The organism is Micromonospora sp. NPDC049645, from assembly GCF_040675155.1.
Classification (GTDB): Bacteria; Actinomycetota; Actinomycetes; order Mycobacteriales; family Micromonosporaceae; genus Micromonospora.
On sequence record NZ_JBFAOI010000009.1, the window covers coordinates 21,562 to 43,036 of the forward strand.

General features: G+C 72.8%; 22 protein-coding genes. 12 read left to right on the forward strand and 10 right to left on the reverse strand.

Features of this window, described 5'->3' with window-relative positions:
* Window positions 1-73: 73 nt before the first annotated feature.
* Window positions 74-703: a tRNA (guanosine(46)-N7)-methyltransferase TrmB gene (trmB, locus tag AB0J33_RS20490; protein ID WP_363615835.1), complete on the reverse strand. Its 630-nt coding sequence runs from the start codon at window positions 701-703 to the stop codon at window positions 74-76.
* Between the two features lie 209 nt (window positions 704-912).
* Between trmB and AB0J33_RS20495 the strand changes: the two genes are divergently transcribed.
* Together AB0J33_RS20495 and AB0J33_RS20500 are read left to right on the forward strand one after the other, a co-directional pair.
* On the forward strand, window positions 913-1,506 hold the full coding sequence (locus AB0J33_RS20495; RefSeq protein ID WP_363615836.1) for a hypothetical protein: 594 nt from the start codon (window positions 913-915) through the stop codon (window positions 1,504-1,506).
* A 190-nt stretch (window positions 1,507-1,696) separates the two neighbouring features.
* The gene (locus AB0J33_RS20500) at window positions 1,697-2,362 is read left to right on the forward strand and encodes a class F sortase (protein ID WP_363615599.1); all 666 of its coding nucleotides are present in this window, start codon (window positions 1,697-1,699) and stop codon (window positions 2,360-2,362) included.
* Window positions 2,363-2,546: 184 nt separating this feature from the next.
* Here AB0J33_RS20500 and AB0J33_RS20505 read toward each other — a convergent pair whose 3' ends face one another.
* Genes AB0J33_RS20505 through AB0J33_RS20515 form a run of 3 tightly spaced genes read right to left on the reverse strand, consistent with a single transcriptional unit; the run spans window position 2,547 to window position 4,637 of the window.
* The gene (locus tag AB0J33_RS20505) at window positions 2,547-2,864 is read right to left on the reverse strand and encodes an antibiotic biosynthesis monooxygenase (protein ID WP_363615600.1); all 318 of its coding nucleotides are present in this window, start codon (window positions 2,862-2,864) and stop codon (window positions 2,547-2,549) included.
* A 17-nt stretch (window positions 2,865-2,881) separates the two neighbouring features.
* Window positions 2,882-3,679 (reverse strand): exodeoxyribonuclease III, encoded by a 798-nt coding sequence (locus AB0J33_RS20510; protein ID WP_363615601.1) that lies wholly within the window; start codon window positions 3,677-3,679, stop codon window positions 2,882-2,884.
* 37 nt (window positions 3,680-3,716) lie between these two features.
* Complete coding sequence (locus AB0J33_RS20515; RefSeq protein ID WP_363615602.1) at window positions 3,717-4,637, reverse strand: PAC2 family protein; 921 nt, start codon at window positions 4,635-4,637, stop codon at window positions 3,717-3,719.
* A 420-nt stretch (window positions 4,638-5,057) separates the two neighbouring features.
* Here AB0J33_RS20515 and AB0J33_RS20520 point away from each other — a divergent pair, with 420 nt between their 5' ends.
* The 3 genes from AB0J33_RS20520 (at window position 5,058) to AB0J33_RS20530 (ending at window position 6,964) form a co-directional block, all read left to right on the forward strand.
* On the forward strand, window positions 5,058-5,906 hold the full coding sequence (locus AB0J33_RS20520) for a peptidase M23 (protein WP_363615603.1): 849 nt from the start codon (window positions 5,058-5,060) through the stop codon (window positions 5,904-5,906).
* A 106-nt stretch (window positions 5,907-6,012) separates the two neighbouring features.
* Window positions 6,013-6,159: a hypothetical protein gene (locus AB0J33_RS20525; protein WP_165435705.1), complete on the forward strand. Its 147-nt coding sequence runs from the start codon at window positions 6,013-6,015 to the stop codon at window positions 6,157-6,159.
* 49 nt (window positions 6,160-6,208) lie between these two features.
* On the forward strand, window positions 6,209-6,964 hold the full coding sequence (locus AB0J33_RS20530; protein WP_363615604.1) for an EcsC family protein: 756 nt from the start codon (window positions 6,209-6,211) through the stop codon (window positions 6,962-6,964).
* A gap of 18 nt (window positions 6,965-6,982) precedes the next feature.
* Here AB0J33_RS20530 and AB0J33_RS20535 read toward each other — a convergent pair whose 3' ends face one another.
* Window positions 6,983-7,834 (reverse strand): GDSL-type esterase/lipase family protein, encoded by an 852-nt coding sequence (locus AB0J33_RS20535; protein ID WP_363615605.1) that lies wholly within the window; start codon window positions 7,832-7,834, stop codon window positions 6,983-6,985.
* 120 nt (window positions 7,835-7,954) lie between these two features.
* On the reverse strand, window positions 7,955-8,548 hold the full coding sequence (locus AB0J33_RS20540; protein ID WP_363615606.1) for an antibiotic biosynthesis monooxygenase: 594 nt from the start codon (window positions 8,546-8,548) through the stop codon (window positions 7,955-7,957).
* A gap of 122 nt (window positions 8,549-8,670) precedes the next feature.
* Between AB0J33_RS20540 and AB0J33_RS20545 the strand changes: the two genes are divergently transcribed.
* From AB0J33_RS20545 to AB0J33_RS20570, 6 genes are all read left to right on the forward strand, one after another.
* The gene (locus AB0J33_RS20545; RefSeq protein WP_363615607.1) at window positions 8,671-8,934 is read left to right on the forward strand and encodes a DUF6343 family protein; all 264 of its coding nucleotides are present in this window, start codon (window positions 8,671-8,673) and stop codon (window positions 8,932-8,934) included.
* Window positions 8,935-8,946: 12 nt separating this feature from the next.
* A complete protein-coding gene (locus AB0J33_RS20550) occupies window positions 8,947-10,362 on the forward strand; it encodes an NADP-dependent succinic semialdehyde dehydrogenase (RefSeq protein WP_363615608.1) in 1,416 nt (471 codons plus the stop codon).
* 72 nt (window positions 10,363-10,434) lie between these two features.
* On the forward strand, window positions 10,435-11,400 hold the full coding sequence (locus tag AB0J33_RS20555; protein ID WP_363615609.1) for a TIGR03885 family FMN-dependent LLM class oxidoreductase: 966 nt from the start codon (window positions 10,435-10,437) through the stop codon (window positions 11,398-11,400).
* A gap of 37 nt (window positions 11,401-11,437) precedes the next feature.
* A complete protein-coding gene (locus AB0J33_RS20560) occupies window positions 11,438-13,009 on the forward strand; it encodes a Na+/H+ antiporter (RefSeq protein ID WP_363615610.1) in 1,572 nt (523 codons plus the stop codon).
* Window positions 13,006-13,263 carry a UBP-type zinc finger domain-containing protein gene (locus AB0J33_RS20565; RefSeq protein ID WP_363615611.1) on the forward strand — a complete coding sequence of 86 codons (258 nt, stop codon included), beginning with the start codon at window positions 13,006-13,008 and terminating at the stop codon, window positions 13,261-13,263. The genes AB0J33_RS20560 and AB0J33_RS20565 overlap by 4 nt, the downstream gene beginning before the upstream one ends.
* Window positions 13,264-13,338: 75 nt before the next feature.
* On the forward strand, window positions 13,339-13,995 hold the full coding sequence (locus tag AB0J33_RS20570; RefSeq protein WP_363615612.1) for an HAD family hydrolase: 657 nt from the start codon (window positions 13,339-13,341) through the stop codon (window positions 13,993-13,995).
* A gap of 66 nt (window positions 13,996-14,061) precedes the next feature.
* Here the strand turns inward: AB0J33_RS20570 and AB0J33_RS20575 are convergent, their stop codons facing one another.
* A complete protein-coding gene (locus AB0J33_RS20575) occupies window positions 14,062-16,671 on the reverse strand; it encodes a glycoside hydrolase family 9 protein (protein WP_363615613.1) in 2,610 nt (869 codons plus the stop codon).
* A 273-nt stretch (window positions 16,672-16,944) separates the two neighbouring features.
* Here AB0J33_RS20575 and AB0J33_RS20580 point away from each other — a divergent pair, with 273 nt between their 5' ends.
* Window positions 16,945-17,670, forward strand: a complete 726-nt coding sequence (locus AB0J33_RS20580; RefSeq protein ID WP_363615614.1) for a protein phosphatase 2C domain-containing protein — start codon at window positions 16,945-16,947, stop codon at window positions 17,668-17,670.
* A 9-nt stretch (window positions 17,671-17,679) separates the two neighbouring features.
* Here AB0J33_RS20580 and hrpB read toward each other — a convergent pair whose 3' ends face one another.
* The 3 genes from hrpB to AB0J33_RS20595 are packed head-to-tail and all read right to left on the reverse strand — an operon-like array spanning window position 17,680 to window position 21,315.
* Complete coding sequence (gene hrpB, locus AB0J33_RS20585) at window positions 17,680-20,220, reverse strand: ATP-dependent helicase HrpB (protein WP_363615615.1); 2,541 nt, start codon at window positions 20,218-20,220, stop codon at window positions 17,680-17,682.
* Between the two features lie 28 nt (window positions 20,221-20,248).
* Window positions 20,249-20,449, reverse strand: coding sequence for a DUF397 domain-containing protein (locus AB0J33_RS20590; RefSeq protein ID WP_363615616.1), 201 nt, complete (start codon window positions 20,447-20,449; stop codon window positions 20,249-20,251).
* Window positions 20,450-20,490: 41 nt separating this feature from the next.
* Complete coding sequence (locus AB0J33_RS20595) at window positions 20,491-21,315, reverse strand: helix-turn-helix transcriptional regulator (RefSeq protein ID WP_363615617.1); 825 nt, start codon at window positions 21,313-21,315, stop codon at window positions 20,491-20,493.
* Window positions 21,316-21,475 lie beyond the last annotated feature (160 nt).

Consider the following 21,475-nt stretch of genomic DNA (forward strand, 5'->3'; position numbering starts at 1 on the left):
CCGGTCACCGGCGGCGGTAGAACTCGGTCACCGGCGGCGGTACGACCCGGTCACCGGCGGCGGTACGACCCGGTCACCGGCGGCGGTACAACAGGTCGGCGACCGGCCGACCGGCCGTGATCGCCCGCCGCTCGAACTTCGTCACCGGCCGGTGCGCCGGACGCGGCGCGAAGCCGCCGTACGCGTCCACCAACTCCGGGTCCGCCTCCAGGGTCTCCCGCATCGCCTCGGCGTACTCGGCCCAGTCGGTCGCGCAGTGCAGCACGCCGCCGGGCCGCAGCCGGGACCGCAGCAACGCCACGTGCGTCGGCTGGATGATCCGTCGCTTGTGGTGGCGGGACTTCGGCCACGGGTCCGGGAAGAAGACGTGCACGGCATCCAGTGAGCCCTCGGGCAAGCCGTTGACCAGCGACAACGCGTCCCCCTGCGCCACCCGCACGTTGCGCAGGCCACCCCGGTCCACCAGGTCGAGCAGGTTGGCGATTCCCGGCGTGTGCACCTCGACCGCCAGATAATCTCGATCCGGGTCGGCGGCGGCCATCGTGGCGGTGCTGTCGCCCATGCCCGAGCCGATCTCCAGCACCACCGGCGCCCGGCGGCCGAACAGGTCGGCCAGGTCGACGGGCACGACCGGCCCGTCCGGCACATCCACGCCGTACGCGGGCCAGAGCCGGCCCAGCGCGTCGGTCTGCCGGTCGCTCATCCGACCCCGGCGGGGGTGGAAGGTGCGGATCGTCCGGCTCACGGGCGGGACGGCGGGGTCATGGTCGGTGGTGGTCACAGCGACCCGAGCGTACGCGACGCCGCCGGCGAATCGGATGTGATGTGCGACCGGAAATGAGAGGATCCAACTGGTACGGCAGGTCGGGTGCGCAGCTGTCCGGTCCGGCCGCACGGCGTTCGAGAGGGGGCATCGTGACAGTGACCCGAGGCGCCGTGACCCTGGCCGTGCTGACCGTCCTCGTCGGCCCCCTGCTGGCCGCCGGGCCCGCCCTCGCCGGGCCCGAGCGTGGCGTCGCCGTTCGTGCCGCGCCCGCGCCGCAGCCCGAAGGGCCGCCCGGTGGCGCGCCCCAACCGGCGCCGTCGGTGGACATCTTCGTCGAGGTGAGCCCCAGCACCGTGCAGCCCGGCTACCTGGTCGGCATCCGGGCTGGTTGCGGCGACAACTCGGTGGGCGCCACGGTCGTCTCCGACGCCTTCGGGGCGGTCGGCGTGCAGCCGCAGCGTGGCGTGCTCACCGCCGCGCCGATGGTGCGTGAGCGGACCCGCCCCGGCAACTACCGGGTCAAGCTGGAGTGCCGTGACGGTGCGAGCGCCTCGACCATGCTTCAGGTGGTCAAGAAGATCCCCAACCAGCCCAGTCGCGGTCCGGCAACCGGCTTCGGTGGGACCAGCGGCGGAATGACCGGCAGGCTGCTGCTGCCCGGCGGCGCGGCGCTCACCATCACCGGTCTCGTCGTCGCCGTGATGGCGCTGCGCCGCCCCCGAGCCACCGCGCGTCGCTGAGGCCGCCTTGGAGATCTTCCGTCCCACGCCGCCGCCGGCCGGTGCGCGCCAGCCCTTCGCCGGTCGTCCGGCTTCGCCGCCCGATGACGGGCGACCGCCGGTGGACGACGGGTGGCGGGGCTCGGACCGTCCGTCGGATCCGCAGCGCCCGCCGGACCGGCAGCTCCCGCCGGATCCCGACCGCCCCTCGGTGGCCGCGCGTCCGCCGACCGCGGTCGCCCCTCGGCGTAGTCGTCCCTCCGGCCGTAGCCCCTGGTCGGTGCCGTTGGCCGTGGTGCTGGTGCTGGCCGGGGTCTTCGCCACCGGGGCGGGGCTGGGCCGTTCGGTGGGCCCGTTCGACCTGGCCCCGACCGGTGGTGACCGGCCGGCGCACAGCGAGTCGGTCGGGTTGTCCGCCGGTCGTCCGGTGCGCCTCTCGGTGCCGGCGATCAAGGTGGCCGCGCCGGTGGCCCCGGTCGGGCAGGCACGGGACGGCTCGATCGCGGTACCGCCGTTGGAGAAGCACAACGAGACCGGTTGGTACGACCGTGGTCCCACGCCCGGCGAACCCGGTCCGGCGGTGATCGTCGGACACGTGGACACCAAGAGCGGCCCGTCGGTCTTCTACGACCTGGGCAGGTTGAAGCCGGGGGACCTCATCGAGGTGGCCCGGGCGGACCGGTCGACGGTGATCTTCAAGGTCGACACCGTGGAGCACTTCCCGAAGGACCAGCTGCCCGCCGAGCGCATCTACGGCCACGACGGGCCACCCGGGCTGCGCCTGATCACCTGCGGCGGGCAGTTCATCGGCGGTCGCACCGGCTACGCCGACAACGTGATCGCCTTCGCCACCCTCCAGTCCTCCCGCAAGCCCTGATCCGGTACGACTCGCCGTCGGCAGGTCGAGCGGGTTGTCGTAGGGCGCCCCGCCCCGTCGGGCCTGGTCAAGATCGTGCTCGAACCAGGATGTAGTGGTCTCGCGCCGCGGGGAGGGGACTACATCCAGGATCGAGCACGATCACGGCGATGAGCCGATCTCCAAGGCGACAGAGTTGCGCTGGTCAGCGCTCGGAGACGTGCAGCGCCACCTCGAACTCCAGGAGGCTCGCACCGGTGGAGACCGGGGGACGCGGCTTCTCGCCGGGGGCGCTGGCGTGGGCGGCGCGTGCGGGGCCGGCAGCCCATGCCTGGTACGCCTCCTCGCTCTCCCACCTGGTGTAGACGAAGTAGCGGGTCTCGCCGGCCACCGGGCGGAGCAGTTCGAAGCCGAGGAAGCCGGGGGAGCCCTGCACCGCGCCGGCCCGCGCGGCGAACCGCTTCTCCAGCTCCGCGCCGCCGCCCGGCGGGACCTCGATTGCGTTGATCTTCACGACTGCCATCTGCCCACCCTAGCCACTCAGAACGCCTCGACCGACGGGACCAGATCCGCGTCGACCACGATCGGGGCGTGGTCGGAGGGGCCCTTGCCCTTGCGGGCCTCGCGGTCCACGTACGCGGCGCGGACCGCCCGGGCGAACGGCGCGGACGCGTACACCAGGTCGATTCTCATGCCCTTGTTCTGGTGGAACATGCCGGCCCGGTAGTCCCAGTAGGTGAACGGGTGCGGGCCCTTCATCGGGGTGGGCACCACGTCGCTGAGGCCCAGGTCGCGCAGCGCCGCGAGGGCCGCCCGCTCGGCCGGGGTGACGTGCGTGGAGTGGGTGAAGACCGCCGGGTCCCAGACGTCGGCGTCGGTCGGGGCGACGTTGAAGTCGCCGCAGACCGCCAGCGGCAACCCGCCGACCAGCTCGGCCTTCAGCGCGTCGCGCAGCGCCGCGAACCAGGCCAGCTTGTACGCGTAGTGCGGGTCGTCGGGTGTCCGGCCGTTGGGCACGTACACCGACCAGACCCGCACCCCGTCGCAGGTGGCGGAGATGGCCCGGGCCTCCGGATCGGGAAAGCCGGGCTCGTCGGCGAACCCGACCCGGACGTCGTCCAGCCCGACGCGGGAGAGGATGGCCACCCCGTTCCACCGGCCGTCGCTGTGGCTGGCCACGGTGTAGCCCAACTCGCCCACCTCGGTCGCCGGGAAGGCGCCGTCCGGGCACTTGGTCTCCTGCAAACAGACGACGTCCGGCTCGGTGTCGGCCAGCCACTGCAGCAGCCGGGGTAGCCGGGACTTCACCGAGTTGACGTTCCAGGTTGCCAGGCGCATGCCCCCAGCCTGCCGTATCCGCCGCCGCGACGCCGGGTCAGCTGCCCGGGGTGTCGCCGGGACGGGTCTGTTCGGCCAGGAACCTTTCCAGTTCCGCGCCGAGTTCGTCGGCGGTGGGCAGCGGACCGGCGTCCGGGGCGAGCAGGCTCTTCTCGCCCCGGCCTCGGGCGAACGCGTCGTACTGCTCCTCCAGGGCCTGGACCAGGGCTGCGGCGTCCTCGGTCTGCGCGACCTGCCGGTCGATCTCCACCCGAACCACCTCGGCGGCCGAGCGCAGCCCGTCGCCGGGCAACAGCAGCCCGGTGCTGCGCGACACCGAGGTGAGCAGCACCTCGGCGGCGGCCGGGTATTCGGTCTGCGCCACGTAGTGCGGCACGTGGGCGGCGAAGCCCAGCGCGTCGCGGCCCTGCTCGCCGAGGCGGAACTCCAGCAGGTGGCCGACGCTGCCGGGCACCTGGACGCGTTGCAGCCAGGGCTCGTAGCCGCCGATCAGCTCGGGGCGGGTGGCGTGCGCGGTCACCCCGGTCGGCCTGGTGTGCGGGACGGCCATCGGGATCGAGTTGAGCCCGACGGTGAGCCGGACGTCCAGCCGGGCGGCGAGCCCGGCGACGGCTGCCACGAAACGCTCCCACTGCAGGTCCGGCTCGGGGCCGGTGAGCAGCAGGAAGGGGGTCTCGTCGTCGTCGTGCAGCAGGTGCAGCTCCAGCTTGGGGGAGTCGACGCTCTCCCAGTGGTCCTCGACGAAGGTCATCACCGGTCGTCGCGATCGGTAGTCGAAGAGCTGGTCGACGTCGAAGGTGGCGATCGGCCGGCCTTCCAACGAGGTGAGCAGCTGCTCACGCGCCAGCCGGCTGGCGTTTCCGGCGTCCACGAACCCGGTGAGGGCCTGGATCAGGACCGGCTGCCCGAGGTCGGGCAGATCGTCGGTGAGCTGGTAGAGCTCGTGTGGGTCGAGCACCGGTGCGGACCTCCCTGAAATGTGCCTGCGGGGTGCCGTCGCGACGGAGGGCACCCGTTCGGGCAACGTACCCGCCATCCTGGTGCATTCCTGCGCCGGGCGATCCGTTGGCCGGGTGCTGGGCATGACCGGACTAATCATCTGTTTACGCCACCAGGGCTGCCCCCTTGGCCGATCGGCCGATGGGCGGTTCGGCCCAAAGGCCGAGTTTGTCGATCATGTCAGGCTCGCCGGTCGGATGTCCGGCCCTGTCGCCGACCGTCCCGGTCCGCGTGCGGCGCCGGCTTCATCCGGTACGCGAGGTGCGTTCCCCGGGCGGGTCGACCGGCCACGGTTGTCCACCGGGCGGGCCCGGATCTGTGGCGAGGGCCACGTGATCACTGTGCGTGATCGGGGTTTTCACCTGCCTAGCCTCGGTTGATGCGTGACGACGGCACCCTCGACGACCCGTACGCCCCGAGCGGCCCCACTGCCGATACGGGGGATGGCACCTCAACCGAACGGACAACCGCCGCGAGTCGGCTCCGGGCGTACGCCCGGGACCTGACCGGTCGACGCCGGGCGCAGGTGGCGCTGGCCACCGGTGTGGTGTGCTGCCTCGGTCTGGCCGCCGTCGCCCAGGCGCAGAACGAGAACGCCGACGCGGCGACCCGGGGCGGAGCGCTCTCCAGCTCCGACCTGGCGCAGCGCGCCGAGCAGCAGGGCGCCTCCCGTGCCCTCGACCGCACGGCCGCCCCGAGCACCCCCGCCGCTGCCCCGACCACCGCCGACCCGGACACCACCGCGCCGGCTCGCAAGGTCGCCCCGGCCCGTCCGACCGATCCGGCCCCGGTGGCCGGGCTGGACGACGACCAGATGGAGAACGCCGAGGCGATCGTCCGCACCGGCCGCGACATGGGCGTGCCGCGCCGGGGTCTGGTGATCGCGGTGGCCACCGCGATGCAGGAGAGCAACCTCTACAACGTGGCCAGCGGTGTGCTGCCGGAGTCGCAGGACTATCCGCACCAGGGCGTCGGTTGGGATCATGACTCGGTCGGGTTGTTCCAGCAGCGTTCCAGCAGCGGCTGGGGCCCGGTGGGGCGGTTGATGGACCCCGAGTTCGCCACCCGGCAGTTCCTCACCGCGCTGGAGCAGGTGCCCGGCTGGGAGCGGATGCGGCTCACCGACGCCGCCCAGGCGGTGCAGGTCTCCGCGTATCCCGAGCACTACCAGCAGCACGAGTGGCGAGCCACCCGGGTCGTCGACGCCATCGTGCCGGCGGGGCGGTAACCTACCGCCCACTATGGACGGTCAGGGTTGAGGCTGTCGCATCCCGGGTACATGTGTTGCGGGTTCGGGGTACACATGACTAAGGGATCATCGACAGGAGGACGCCATGTCACTGATGCAGCGGATCACCACGTTTTTGAGATCGCCGAAGGGGCAGCAGCTGGTCGAGCGGGGTCGTCGAGAGATGGCCAAGCCGGCCAACCAGCAGAAGCTGAAGGGGTTGGCGGCCCGGCTGTCCAACCGCCGCCGCTGATCGCTTCATCGGCCGCCCTGTCCACCGTTTCCACCCCTGGGGAGACCTGGTGACCGACACCCCGCCCACCGGCGGCCAGCCCGCCGCCTCCACGCCTCAACCGTCCGCCGACCTGCCGGCCGGGCCGGTGGACGCCCCCGAGGGTCCGCCGGCCCGACTCTGGGACCGGATGCGTGACGATCCGCAGTACGCGCCGGAGCACCTTGCCCTGGAGGCGGTGCGCCGCCTCGGGCCGGAAGCCGTGCAGTGGGCCAGCCGGGCTCGGGCCGAACACCCCGGGGTGTCCGCCGATGTGCTGGCCGACCAGGCGGCCCGTAAGTTCGTCAACCTGGCCCGACTCTCCGGCGCGGTCTCCGGCGCTGCCGGGCTGCCCGGCGCGGTGATCGACGTGGGGGTGCTGGCCTGGACGCAGGCGCGGATGGTGCTGCACATCGCCGCCGCGTACGACGTCGACCCCCTGCACCACGATCGGGCCACCGACCTGCTGGTGCTCCAGCGGGTGCACAAGGTCGCCGAGAGCGCCCGGCTGGCGCTCGGCGTGGCCGCCGGCCGGGAACGCGCCGACGCGCTCTTCGGCCTGGGTGGCCAGCGTCCGCTCGGTCGGGTCATGCTGCAACTTGGCGTCCGGCTGGCCCAGATGGCCGGCGTCCGCGCCGCGAAGCGGATGGTTGCCAAGATCGTCCCCGGCGCCGCCATCGTCCTCGGCACCTGGGCCAACTCGTCGGCCACAAAGGACCTCGCCCAGCGCTCCCGGGCCCTCTACCGTTCCCGCGGCAACACCGTCCCGGAGCCGCGCCAGCCCTGACGACCCGTCTTCCGGTGGTCAGCCGGCCAGGCCGGCGGAGCGCCAGGTCACCTCGGCGATGCGCCCCTGGCCGGTGGCGTTGGGGTGGAACCAGTCCAGCGGGTTGAGCAGGTCCAGGGTGAACCGGACCTTGTGCAACGCGCCGCCGTCGTGCCGGCAGCGTGACCCGTACGCCCGGCAGGCCGCCTTCAGTTCGGCGTTGTACGCGTCGATCCGGTCCCGGACGGCGGCCCGGCGCGCCCGGTCGGCGGGCGCGGTCGAGGTGGCCTCGGCCAGCAGGGCGGGGCAGATGCCCCGCCGCCACGCCCGGGTCGCTCGGGCGTCGTCGTGTCCGACCTCCCAGAGCCGGTACAGGTCGGGGATGCTGACCACCAACACCCGGGCCTTCGGCCGGCCGGTCCGCAGGACCCGCAGCCCCCGGTCGACGTCGGCCCGGAACTGCCCCACCGGCGTCATCGCGTCCACCCCGCCCCGGCAGACGTCGTTGGCGCCGATCAGCACGGTGACGTAGTCGGCGCGGTCGCGTACCGCCGCCTGGGCCTGACCCTCGAGGGCGTCCGCGCGGGCGCCGGGACGGGCGTGGTTGTACCTCCGGTCGCGGATTGCCGAATTCTGGTCGAGCAGCCGCCGGTAGTGACTCTGCACCCGCAGCCCGTCCCCGGTCGACCAGGAGTTGCGTTCGCAGGAGGTGAGCACCAGGCAGGAGGCGAAGCCGGTGCTTATCGAGTCGCCGAGGGCGGCGATGCCGCCGGGCCCGCTCGATGGCGGGGCGCTCGTGGTGGGGCGGGGTGTCGCCGAGTTGCCGCCCTCACAGGCCAGCGCGACCAGCGCCGCGAGACAGGCCAGGGCGGCGACCCAGCGTCGAGGCATGACGTCTCCCGTTCCCGCAGCACAGAGCGACAGCGCGGTAACTCTATGCGCAGGGCGCGGCTCGTCGCGAAGTTGCTGTCGGCTATGCGGCAGATTGCCGACGCCGGCAACCTCGGAGTGTTATAAGCCCCGCCAGGGCGCCGGCTGGCCGTGCAGCCACCAGTGCAACGCCCGGGTGATCCGGGGCAGCACCAGATAGGTCATCAGCGGGGTCAGGCAGAGCGTCATCAGCAGTACCCGGGCCGCCAGCGGCACCGCGTCGAGGAAGTGGCTGGTCAGCAGCGTGGCGGTCAGGCTCAACGGGAAGAACGCCAGCCAGATCGTCACCGCCTGCTTCCACCGGGGCGGCGACGCGGGCCCGACCGGCTCCGCCGGGTCCACCGAGTGCTCCAGCGGCGCGTCGAACCAGCCCTCGATTCCGGTACGCCGCTCGACCCGGGTGTGCTCGACGATGCCCTGCGCCGAGCTGAGCCACCAGTGCCGCTGGGGCGACTCCTCCCACCGGCGCAGCGTCTCGGCGTCGGCGAAGCGGTAGAGCATGTGCCACTCCGGCGACCCGGGGCCGCTCTGCACCCAACCGGCGCCGAGGAACCCGGGAAACGCCTCGGCCAGCGCGGTGCCGGCCCGCATCCAGGCCACCATCTCGCTGGCCCGGCCGGGGTCGACGCGGCGGGCGATGGAGACGGTCACCGGCACGGCGAGGGTCATTGACATGCGCCCATCCTGCGGTCGGCGAGGTCCCTGGCGCGAACGGATGTGCCGGAGCACACCGACGCGCCGGGGGTGAGGGCGCACGACGCCGGTTAACGCGGCCGATCGGGGGTAGGTCGGGGGGTATGACGAGATCGCAGCCCCGGCGTGCCCGTGGCACGGTCGGCCACGCGAACAGCGCGCTGAACCTCCGGCTCACCCTCGCCAGTTTCGGGCTGGTGATCATGGTGATCTTCGCGGTGCTGGCGTTCTGGGCCGGCATCGCCTGGCTCGGCGTGGTCTGCGCCGTTCTCGCGGTGGTAGCCGTGGTCGACCTGGTCGTGATCCAACGCCGCCGCGCCGCTCGCCGCCGCGAGGAGCCGGGCGTACGACACTCGTTGTTCGAGTGACAGGAGGACGAGATGCCCCACATCGCCACCACCAACCCCGCCACCGGACAGGTGCTCAAGACCTATGAGGCGATGTCCACCGAGCAGCTCGACGGTGCCATCGAGCGCACCGACCTCGCTTTCCACCAACTGCGCAGGACGACCGTCGAGCAGCGCGCCGGGTGGATGAACGCCGCGGCCGACCTGCTGGACGCCGAGCGCGACGAGATCGCCCGGATCATGACCACGGAGATGGGCAAGACGTACGTCGCGGCGCAGGCCGAGGTGACCAAGTGCGCCACGGCCGCCCGCTTCTACGCCGACAAGGCACCCGGGTTCCTCGCCGACGAGCCGGCCGACGCCGACGCCGTGCAGGCGACCCGGGCGTTCATCCGCTACCAGCCGATCGGCGTCGTGCTCGCGGTGATGCCGTGGAACTTCCCGCTCTGGCAGGTGATGCGTTTCGCCGCCCCGGCGTTGATGGCCGGCAACACCGGCCTGCTCAAGCACGCCTCGAACGTGCCGCAGACCGCGCTGCTGCTGGAGGACCTGTTCCGGCGGGCCGGCTTCCCCGAGGGGGCCTTCACCACCGTGCTGGTCGACTCGGACGCCGTGGACCGGATCCTCAACGACCCCCGGGTGCGCGCCGCCACGCTCACCGGCAGCGAGCCCGCCGGTCGGTCCATCGCCCAGATCGCCGGTCGGGAACTCAAGAAGACCGTCCTCGAACTCGGCGGCAGCGACCCCTTCGTGGTGATGCCCTCGGCCGACGTGGACCGGGCCGCCGAGGTGGCCACCACCGCGCGCTGCCAGAACAACGGTCAGTCCTGCATCGCCGCGAAGCGGTTCATCGTGCACACCGACGTGTACGACGCGTTCGCCGAGAAATTCGCCGCGAACATGGCCGCCCTCCGGGTCGGCGACCCGATGGACCCGAACACCGACGTCGGGCCGTTGGCCAGTGAGCGTGGCCGCGACGAGGTGCACGCCCAGGTCCGCGACGCGGTGGACAACGGCGCGACCGTGCTCTGCGGCGGCGAGCCACCGACCGGCGACGGCTGGTACTACCCGCCGACCGTGGTCACCGACCTCACCCCGCAGATGCGGATGTGGTCCGAGGAGGTCTTCGGGCCGGTGGCCGGCCTGTTCCGGGTGTCGTCGTACGAGGAGGCCATCGAGGTCGCTAACGGCACCAGCTTCGGGCTCGGCTCGAACGCCTGGACCCGGGACCCGGCCGAGCAGGAGCGCTTCGCCACCGACCTGGACGCGGGCAACGTCTTCGTCAACGGGATGACCACGTCCTACCCCGAGTTGCCGTTCGGGGGCGTGAAGAACTCCGGGTACGGGCGGGAGTTGTCCGCGCTGGGCATGCGGGAGTTCTGCAACACCAAGACGGTCTGGGTGGGCGAGGGCGCCGCCTCGGCCGGAGCGGGCGCGCACGCCGAGTAGACCTCGTCGGCTGGTCGGCCACTCAGCGGCGGCACGCTTCAGTCGGCGTCGTCGTGGGTAGGAAGTGCGCCCATGACGTCGTTCGGGTTCCACGCCTCGCATGAGCAGATCGGTCCGCGCGCCCTCCTGGAGGCGGTGATGCACGCCGAGCGGGTCGGCTTCGACGCCGCCATGTGCTCCGACCACTTCTCCCCGTGGAGCGCCCGGCAGGGCGAGTCCGGCTTCGCCTGGTCCTGGCTCGGCTCGGCGTTGCAGGCCACCGGCCTGCCGTTCGGCGTGGTCAACGCGCCCGGCCAGCGCTACCACCCGGCGATCATCGCGCAGGCGATCGGCACCCTCGGCGCGATGTACCCGGGCCGGTTCTGGGCGGCGCTGGGCACCGGCGAGGCCAGCAACGAGCACATCACCGGCGACCCGTGGCCCCGCAAGGACGTGCGCGCCGCCCGGCTGCGCGAGTGCGTGGACGTGATCCGGGCGCTGCTGGCCGGCGAGGAGGTCAGCCGCGACGGCCTGGTCCGGGTCGATCGCGCCCGGCTGTGGACCCGCCCCGAGCAGCCGCCCGCGCTGGTCGGCGCCGCCGTCAGCGTGGCCACCGCCCGTTGGTGCGCCGAGTGGGCGGACGGGCTGATCACCGTGAACGCCCCGACGGCACACCTGCGCGAGATGATCGACGCGTACCGCGACGCCGGCGGGCGCGGCCCGCTGCACCTGCAGGTGCACGTCTCCTGGGCGCCGGAGCAGGCCCAGGCCGAGGCGCTCGCGTACGACCAGTGGCGCAGCAACGTCTTCGCCCCACCGGTCTGCTGGGACCTGGAGACGGTCGAGCATTTCGACGCGGTCTCCGCCGACGTGCCGGCGCAGCGGGTCGCCGAGGTGGTGAACGTGTCGTCCGACCTGGGTCGACACGTCGGCTGGCTGGAGGAGTACGTGGCGCTGGGCTTCGACCAGATCGCCCTGCACCACGTCGGGCAGGAGCAGCACGGTTTCCTCGACGCGTTCGGCGCGGAGGTGCTGCCGAAGCTGCGACCGGGCGGCTGATCGAGGGCGGATCGGCGTACCCCTAGGCTCGTACCCCATGGAAAGCCTGTTTCCGGTCGTCGTCTTCCTGGCGATCGCCACCCTGGGCGCCGCGTTGGCCCGCCGGCTCGGTCTGCTCGCGCCGATCGTGCTGGTCGTGTTCGGTCTGACGCTCTCGTTCGTGCCGGGCTTCCCGCAGGTGGAACTCGACCCGGAGTTGGTGCTGGTCGGCATCCTGCCGCCGCTGCTCTACGTGGCCGCGCTGGAGACCTCGGTGCCGGCGTTCAAGAACAACATCCGGCCGATCCTGCTGCTCGCGGTGGGCCTGGTGCTGTTCACCGCGTTCCTGGTCGGGTTGGTGCTGCACCTGCTGCTGCCGCAGTTGCCGTTCGCGATCTGCCTGGCCCTCGGGGCGGTGGTCGCCCCGCCGGATGCCGTGGCCGCCACGGCCGTTGCCCGCCGGGTCGGGCTGCCCCGCCGGGTCGTCACCATCCTGGAGGGCGAGAGCCTGGTCAACGACGCGACCGCGCTGGTGCTGCTGCGGGTCGCGACGTTGGCCACCATCGGCTCGGCAGTCGGCACGGGCGAGGTGGCCGTCGAGGTGTTGCGGGCCACCGGCGGCGGCATCCTGATCGGGGCGCTCGGGGCGCTGGTGTTCGGCTTCCTGCACCGGCGGATCAGCGACCCGCTGCTGGACAACGCACTGTCGTTGATCATCCCGTTCGCGGTGGTCTTCACCGCCGAGCACCTGCACGCCTCCGGTGTGGTCGCGGTGGTCGTCACCGGTCTGGTGCTCGGGCACAAGCTGCCGCAGCTGCTGTCGGCGGCGTCCCGGTTGCAGGTCGGCGCGTTCTGGCGGCTGGTCCGTTTCCTGCTGGAGGGTCTGGTCTTCCTGCTGGTCGGGCTCCAACTGCGCGAGGTGCTACGCGATCTCGACGAGCCGATCGGCTCGCTCATCCTGATCACCTTCGCGGTGCTCGCCACCGTCTTCCTGACCCGGTTCGTCTGGCTCTTCCCGGCCACCTACCTGGCGCGGTTGGTCCCCCGGGTCCGCCGCCGCGACGCCCGGCCGTCACCGAAGTTCCCGATCATCATCGGCTGGGCCGGCATGCGCGGCGTGGTGACCCTGGCCGCCGCGCTGGCCCTGCCACTGACCCTGGCCGGCGACGAGCCGTACCCCAGGGCGCTGTTCATCTGGCTTGCCTTCGCCGTGATCGTTTTCACTCTGGTCGGCCAGGGTGCCACCCTGCCGCTGGTCGCCAGGCGGTTGCGGCTGCCGCAGGACGACGCGGTGCAGGACGCGCTCTCCGCGGCCGGGGTGCAGCAGCAGGCCAGCAAGGCCGCCCAGGACCGACTCGACGAGTTGGCCGACAGCGCCCCGGATGCGGTGGTGGACCGGCTGCGCCGGGCGGTGGAGGACCGCACCAACATGGCGTGGGAACGACTCGGTGGCGACGAGCGGGAGACCCCGTCGCAGGCGTACGGTCGGCTGCGACAGGAGATGATCGACGCGGAGCGGGAGGTGTTCCGGGTTGCCCGGGACTCCGGTCGGATCCCCGAGGAGGTTCTGGTGCGGGCCTATCGTGACCTGGACCTGGAAGAGTCGTTGCTGCGAGAGGTTGAGAAGTGAGCTGTCAGCATCTGACCGAGGCCGGCGCCGCCGAGCCGCGCACCCCCGACGAGTGCGCGGACTGCGTGGCCATCGGCGACACCTACTGGGTGCACCTGCGCACCTGCCTGAGCTGCGGGCAGGTCGGCTGCTGTGACTCGTCGCCGAACCAGCACGCGAGCAAGCACTTCGCCTCCACCGGCCACCCGGTGATCCGCTCGGCGCAGCCGGGCGAGGAATGGCGCTGGTGCTACGTCGACGAGGAGATCGGCTGATCGCTGGCCCGGTGGCAGCGCGGTAGCGACCACGCGACCGCGACGGGGGACGGGGACGGTCACGGGGAGACGGACATGATCACCGCGGTCTTCTTCGATGTGGGCGGGACGATTCTCGACGAGTCCCACGAGTTCGCCGCCTGGGCCGACTGGCTCGGTGTTCCCCGGCACACCTTCTCGGCGGTCTTCGGCGCGGTGATCGCCCGGGGTCTGGACTATCAGGAGACGTTCCGGGCATTCCGTCCCGACTTCGACCTCGACGTCGAGTTGGAGCGCCGCGCCGCCGCCGGCCAACCGGAGTCGTTCGGCGCGGCGGACCTCTATCCGGACGCGCGAGGTTGCCTGACCGCGCTGCGGGATCAGGGTCTGGTGGTGGGCCTCGCGGGCAACCAGCCGGCCCACGCCGAGGCGACCCTGCGCGCGCTCGACCTCTCCGTGGACGTGATCGGCACCTCGCACGGCTGGGGCGTGGCGAAGCCGGCACCGGCCTTCTTCGAGCGGGTCGTCCGCGAAGGCGGTGGTGCCGCGTCGTCGATCCTGTACGTCGGCGACCGACCCGACAACGACGCCCGCCCGGCCCTGGCGGCCGGAATGAAGGCATGTCTGATCCGGCGCTCTCCGTGGGGGCACATCCTCGACGTCCCGGCCGTGGCGGAGCGGTGCCTGTTCCGGATCGACTCGCTGGACGAGCTGCCCGGCCTGGTGGCCAAGCACAACGCGGCCGGCGGTTGACCCGCCGGCCGCGTGCTCGTGCCGTCCTGGTGGCCGCCCCTCCCCGGGTGGCCACCAGGATCGGGGTCAGGTCAGCGAGCAGGGCGCTCCGTTGACCGTGACCAGACCGGGGTTGGGGTTGGCGCCGCCGGCCGTGGTCGCGTTGAAGCCGAACGTCACCGTGCCGCCGGGCACGATCTTGGCGTTGTGCGACTCGTTGCGCGCGGTCACCGTCGCGCCGGACTGGGTGACCTTGGCCAGCCACGCCTCGCGTACCCGCTGGTCGCCGGTGAACGCGAACCGCACGCTCCAGCCGTTGACGGCCGTGGCCCCGGTGTTGCGGATGGTCAGCTGCCCGGTGAACCCGGTGCCGCCCTGCCAGGCGCCGTAGTTGGTGTAGGCCACCGAGCAGGTGCTGGCGGGCACCGCGCCGGCGTCGCCCTGGTCGGCCAGGAACGAGGAGATCCAGGCCAGCGCCGAGTTCCAGTTGATCGCCACCTCGTTGGTCGAGTACGAGTTGATGTCGTCGACGTAGCAGAACATCGGCTCGCAGCCGGCCAGCAGTTGCGCCACGAACGGGTCCTGGAGGGCCGCGTTCGGACCACCGGCGAGGGAGCCGGCGGGCGGTCGGGGCAGGTTCGGGTCGAGTTGGTGGCCGAAGATCCGGCTGTGCTGGTTCTGTGCCGCGTGCTCGCCCCACCCGGTGACGTAGGAGATGTTCAGGGCGTTGCGACCGAGGATGTAGTCCATGGCCTGCACGGCGCCGTCGCGGTATGCGGGGTTGCGGGTCAGGTCGAACGCGGTGGCCAGCACCACGGCGTTGTTGATGACGTTGCTGTTGCCGCCCCAGAAGTAGCTGTTGGCGTCACCGGGCATCGGCAGCCCGTACGCCTGGCGGCGCAGCTCGGCGAGGTACGCGTCGGCGGCGGTGGTGACCGAGGCGCGGACCCGGGCCAGGTCGGCGGCGGGCAGCCCGTTCGGCACGGTGGCCAGGTCGAGGCGACCGAGCGCGGCGGTGCTCTGCCAGCCGAAGCCGCGCGGTTCGAACACGTCGCCGGTGTGGTGCGGCGAGGCGGTCAGGTCGGTCAGGTAGTTCTGCGCGCCGGTGGTCAGGTACAGCTCGGCCGCCGCCCAGTAGAACTCGTCGGTGACGTTGCTGTCGTCGTACGCGCCGCCGCCGGTGCCGTCGCTCGGGCTGGCGTACACCGCCGGGTGGGCCTTGGCCGCGGCGTAGGCGGTCTTCGCGGCGGTGCCGCAGCGGGCCGCGAACGCCGCGTCGTAGGGGGCGAACAGCCGGGCGCACTGGGCCGCGGTGGCGGCCATGTTGAGGGTGGCGGCGGTCGACGGCGGGTGCAGCTCGCGCGGCTGCGGGTCGTCCTGCGGGGCGAGCGGCAGCCCGGTCCAGTTCTGATCGTGGATCTTGTGGTGGACCATGCCGGCGAGCGGCTTGCCGGCCGGGACCTGCATGCGCAGCAGGAACTCCAGCTCCCAGCGGGCCTCGTCGAGGATGTCCGGCACGGCGTTGCCGCGCTCGGGCACCCGCAGGGTGCTGTCGGCGAGCCCGGCGCCGCCGGCCGCGGTGGCCGCGGTCTTCGTCCGCTCGAAGGTGTTCAGCAGTTGGTAGGTGGCGATGCCGCCGTTGACCACGTACTTGCCGTGGTCGCCGGCGTCGTACCAGCCGCCGCGCACGTCGAGCGAGTAGTCGCAGACACCCGGCTGGCAGGGCACGCTGGTGTCGCCCTTGTTGGGTGCGACGCCGAGGTGGCCGGCGGGCCGGGCGTACTCGTCGCCGATCAGGTCGCCGTCGATCGCGATGCCGCTGCGCTGGGCGTAGAAGAACTGCAACGAGTCGGAGCGCAGCTGGTTGTAGAGGGTGCCGGAGATGTCGAACGGGTGGCTGGTCTCGCCGTCCACGGTGAGCGTCAGCCCGCTGCCGGGGGTGCGGTAGCTGGAGAAGTCGACCGTCTGCACGTTTTGCCCGGAGGCGGCGTCGACACCGCGGGCGGTGGTGGTGCCACTGGCCACGACGGCACCGGCCGCGCTGCGCAGCTGCCAGGGCAGTGCCGTGGTGGCCTCGGTGACGACCGTGGCGTTCTTCGGGCCACCAGGCAGGTAGCCGACCTGGTTGACGCGCACCCTCGGCCCGGTGTCCGGCTCGTACGGCTCGGGTGGCTCGCCGCCGCGCAGCGAGACGTCGTCCAGGCAGATGGTCTGCGTCTGGGCGGCGCCGCCGACCTGGAAGATCAGCTGGGCGTTGGGGTTGTTCTCCGGAACGGTGAAGGTCTGCTCGACCCGCTGGGCGGTGCCGGTCGCGGTCGCGTCGACGGCCGCGTACGTGGTGTACGGCGCGCTGCCGAGTTGCAGCACGGCCTTGATCGCGGCGCCGGGCGTGGCGGAGACGGCGAAGCCGAGGGTGTATTCGGCGCCGGCGATCAGCGGCACGCCGTCCTGGCCGATACCGGCGTCCCACGGGTTGGCCAAGCCGCCCGCGACGGTGGTGCAGAGCCGGCCGTCGGTGACCGCCAGCGCGCCGGTGCCGAAGGAGAACCAGGGGCTCACCCCGGCGCTGAAGTCGCCGTTGTCGATCTGCTCGGGGGCGTCCGGCGGTGGGTCGGCGTGGGCCGCGCCGGCGCCCGCGCCGGTGAGGGCCAGAGTGGTCGCCGCAGCCAACAGGAGGCGGCGTCGGGATGGCGTCACGGGGAGTCCTTCCGGGACGGGAAGTGGGACGTGGTGGTGACACAGTGGTGACACGAAACCTGGGAGCGCTCCCAGTTATCGGCTCGATGTTTCCAGCGCCGGCAGCCCATGTCAATTGATCTGGTTGGATGGGTTCTCGCATCCGACGAGGACGGTCAGCCCGGCGGACGCGCCCCGACGGGCCGCCACGCGAACGTGAGATTGGCCGCGCCACGCGCCGTCGTCCTGATCTCCTAGAGACAACTGCGCCCTTCGCCTGGCAGGCTGCCTCCCATGACCCTGAAGCTGCGTTCCGTGGGAACGAGCGACCGTGGGCTGATCCGCAGCGGAAACCAGGACGCCCTGCACGCCGGCACCTGGCTCGTCGCTGTCGCCGACGGCATGGGCGGGATGGCCGCCGGCGACCTGGCCAGCGCCCTCACCATCGACGCGTTCGCCCCGCTGGACGTGGAGACTCCCGAGGACGCCCTGGTGGCCGCGCTCGAGGGTGGCATCGCGCTGGCCACCTCCCGGATCCGGCAGGCGGTCGCCGAGGATCCCGAGCGGCAGGGCATGGGCACCACGCTGACCGCCCTGCTCTTCGCCCGTACCGGCAGCTGCCTGGCCCTCGCGCACGTCGGCGACTCCCGGGCGTACCTGTTCCGTGAGGGCGTGCTCAAGCAGGTCACCCGGGACGACACGTTCGTCCAGATGTTGGTGGAGCAGGGCGTGATCACCGCGGACCAGGCCAGCAGCCACCCGCGCCGAGCCGTGGTCACCCAGGCGTTGCAGGGCGACGAGGTCTCCCCGTCGTACGCGACGATGGTGCCCCGAGCCGGCGACCGGTGGCTGCTGTGCAGCGACGGGCTCTCCAACGTCGTCCGGCCGGACACCCTCATCGAGGTGCTCGGCGGCTACCCGGACCGGGGCGCCTGCGCCGGCAAGCTGATCGATCTGGCGCTGCGCGCCGGTGCGCCGGACAACGTCACCGTCGTGGTGGCCGACGTCGTCGAGGAGTGAGCCCGGCGTTCAGCGCCGACGGGGCGTGGCGTGCCGGGTGGGCGTCGCCGTGGCCGGATCCTCCGGCCACGGGTGCCGCGGGTAGCGCCCGCGCAGCTCGGAGCGGACCTGCGGGTAGCCGGTACGCCAGAACGACGCCAGGTCGGCGGTGACCGCCACCGGCCGGCCGGCGGGGGAGAGCAGGTGCAGCAGCACCGGCACCCGAGCGCCGGCGATGCGGGGGGCCGCCGCCCAGCCGAACGTCTCCTGGAGCTTCACGGCGAGCACCGGCGCGGCCGGGTCGGCGTAGTCCAGCCGGATCCGGGACCCACTCGGCACCTCGACCCGTTCCGGGGCCAGTTCGTCGAGGCGTGCGGCCTGCGCCCAGGGCAGCAGCCGCCGCAGCGCCGACGGCACGTCGACCCGGGCCAGGTCGGCCCGACGCCGCGCGGCGGCCAGCTCCGGGCCCAGCCAGGTCGGCGCCGCGTCGAGCAACGATTCGTCGTCGACCTCCGGCCACGGATCGCCCAGCTGGTGCCGGAGGAACGCGAGCCGCTCGCGCAGCGCCCGCGCGGCCGGCGTCCAGGGCAGCAGCCCCAGCCCAACCTGGCGCAGGCCGGTCAGCAACGCGGCGGCCACCTGCGCCCGGTCCGGCCGGTCCAGCCTCCGCTGGACCAGCTCGATCGCGCCCAGCCGGGTCACCTCCCGGGCCACCACGTCCCCGTCGGACCAGCCGACCTCGCGGTCCGTGCGCAGCAACGGACCGGCCGCCTCCCGGGCCGTCGTCTCGTCCACGGGACAGCCCCGGCGGATCCGGGCTGACGGCGCGCCGGGGGTGCGGTCCGCGACGGCCACCGCCAGCCAGTCGGACCCGGCCAGCCCCGAGCCGGCCGCCAGCTCCGCGGCGGTCCCGCCGGTCATCAGGTACGTCGTCCCGCCCGACCGCCGCACCCGGGCCAACCGTTCCGGGTACGCCAGACCGACGAGCAGCCCGGCGGCGAGATCGTCGCTCAACCCACCCGAGCCGGTGCGGTCGGTCGGGTCGGCCCGGCCCGTCGTCGCGGCGCCGGCCGGCAGCGCGGCGCGCAGCCGGCGTACCTCGGTGCGCCAGCGGGCGGTGGCAGCCGCGTCCACGCCGGTGCGCAGCCGACGCCAACCGGCGACCAGATCGTCGCCCGGGCCGGCCGCGCTCTCCTCGGCGAGCAGGGCGACCACCTCGGCCGCCCGATCGGCGCCGACCCGGCCCGCGCCGTCGAGCAGCGCCCGCGCCAGCCGTGGGTGCGCGCCGGCGGCGGCGATCGCCCGACCCCGCGCGGTGATCCGACCGTCGCCGTCGACCGCGCCCAGGGTGGTCAGGGTGTCCCGGGCCACGGTCATCGCGGCGGCCGGCGGCGCGTCGGGCAGCGCGAGCCCGACACCGTCCGGCCGGCCCCAGGCGGCCAACTCCAGCGCGAAACCGGTCAGGTCGGCGGTGGCGACCTCCGGCTCGGCGCGGGCGGGTAGCCGCTCGTGGGTCGCCGCGGACCAGCAGCGGTAGACGTACCCGGGGGCCTCCCGGCCGGCCCGACCGGCGCGCTGCGTGGCGGCGGCGCGGGAGACCGGCACGGTGACCAGCGCGCCCAGCCCACGAGCCAGGTCGATCCGGGGCACCCGGGACAGCCCGGCGTCCACCACGACCCGCACGCCCGGGACGGTCAGGCTGGTCTCGGCCAGCGCGGTGGACAGGACGACCCGTCGTCGGTCGGCGCGACGCAGCGCGGCGTCCTGCTCGGTGCCGCGTTGCCGGCCGTGCAGCGGCAGCAGGGCGACCGCGTCGCGCAGGTCGCTCAGCCGTCCGGTGACCGCCGCGATCTCGCCGGCCCCGGGCAGGAAGACGAGCACGTCACCGTCCTGCTCGCGCAGCGCCCGCCGGATGGTGGCGGCCACGTGGTCGAGCAGGGCCCGGTCCACCGGCCCGGCCCCCGGCGGGGCGATCGGGCGTGCCGGGGGCGCCCAGATCCGCTGCACCGGGTGCAGCGCCGACTCGGCCCGTACCACCGGAGCCGGGGTGGGCCCGCCCAGCAGCGCGGCGAACCGGTCGGTGTCCGGGGTCGCCGACATCGCGAGCAACCACAGGTCCGGCCGGAGGGCGGCCCGCGCCTCCACGCTGAAGGCCAACGCGAGATCGGCGTCGAGTTGACGTTCGTGGCACTCGTCGAGCAGCACGGCATCCGTACCGGGCAGCTCCGGGTCGTGGTGCAGCCGCCGGACCAGCAGACCGGTGGTGACCACCTCGATCCGGGTGGCCGGGCCGACCCGGCGTTCGCCGCGCACCGCGTAGCCGACCCGCTCACCGACCCGCTCGCCGAGCAGCTCGGCCATTCGCCGGGCCGCGGCACGAGCCGCCACCCGGCGGGGTTGGGCGATCACCACCCGACCGGTCACCCGGTCGGCCACGGCCAGCGGCGCGAGGGTGGTCTTACCGGTGCCCGGCGGGGCCACCAGCACACCGGCGCCGGCCGCGTCGAGTGCCGCGACCAGCGCCGGCAGCACCGGTCGAACCGGCAGGTCGAGGGTTACGTCGGAGAGCACGGCCCAGTCTCGCACCGGCGCCGGCGGCTCAGCGGCGACGGACCTCGCCGACACCGCTCACGAAGGCGTGCCAGGCGGTCGCGCCGAAGGCGAGCACCGGGCCGGAGCGGTCCTTGCTGTCCCGGACGGCGACCTGACCGTCGACTGTCGCGACCTCCACGCAGTTGCCATTGCCGCTGCTGCGCGTGCTGGTGCGCCAGTCCGCCCCGGTCAGGTCGTACGCCGTCATCCGCGGTACCTCTCGTCTGCGTCGGCGTGCCGCAGACGCGGTCACGCAAAGTTACGAGAAGCATGCTCAAGACGGGTCAACGACGCCGTCGGATCGAGCGCCATCCGGCACAGCTCCTCGTGTAGAAGGCTATACCCGAGCACTTGATCGACATCCTCCAGAGCCAGGCCCATCGTGAGGTTATCCAGGTAAACCACGGACGCGTCGGCGGCATCGGCGAAGTTGAGGATCACGTACGGGGTGCTCATCGCGGGATGCCCGCCGGCGCTGAAGGGAAGTACCTGAATTGTCACGTTGGGTAGCTGCGCGATTCGGCTCATGTGGACCAGTTGTTCGGCCATCACCGCGGCACCGCCGACCGGGCGCAGGAGCACCGCCTCATTGACGACAACCGATAGGTTGACCGGGTCCTCGCGGCGTAGCACCTCCTGTCGGTGCAGCCGGGCGGCGATCTTGCGTTCCAGGCCCTCCTCACCGGCGGTGCGCCGGTAGATCTCCCGGGCGTACGCCTCGGTCTGCAACAGCCCCGGCACCGACTCGGCCTCGTACGTGCGCAGCGCCGCCGCCTCGGCCTCCAGCCCGACGTAGAACTCGAACCACTCGGGGAGGACGTCGCTGTAGTTCTGCCACCAGCCGCGCTGCTGGGCCCCCCGAGCGATCTCGATCAGCGCCTCGGCATCCGAACCGGTCACCTCGTAGAGCGCGAGCGCGGCCCGGACGTCGCGCGGTTTGATGCCGATCTGCGCGGTCTCGATCCGGGACAGGTTGCTCTTCGACATGTCCAGCTGGCGGGCGGCCACATCGAGGGTCATGCCCGCGCGTTCCCGGAGTTGGCGGAGTTCCCGCGCGATGCGTCGTCGGCGCACGGTCGGGCTGGCGGCGGGTCGGATGGCGGGGGTGGCGGTCACCGTCCGAGTCTGCCACGACAAGATCCGCAGGTCGCGCCTGCACGGAGTGCAACTTTCAAATCTGGGAGTTGCGTTGCAGTAGCTCTCGGTGCATCCTTTCCCGGTCGCGATCACTGTG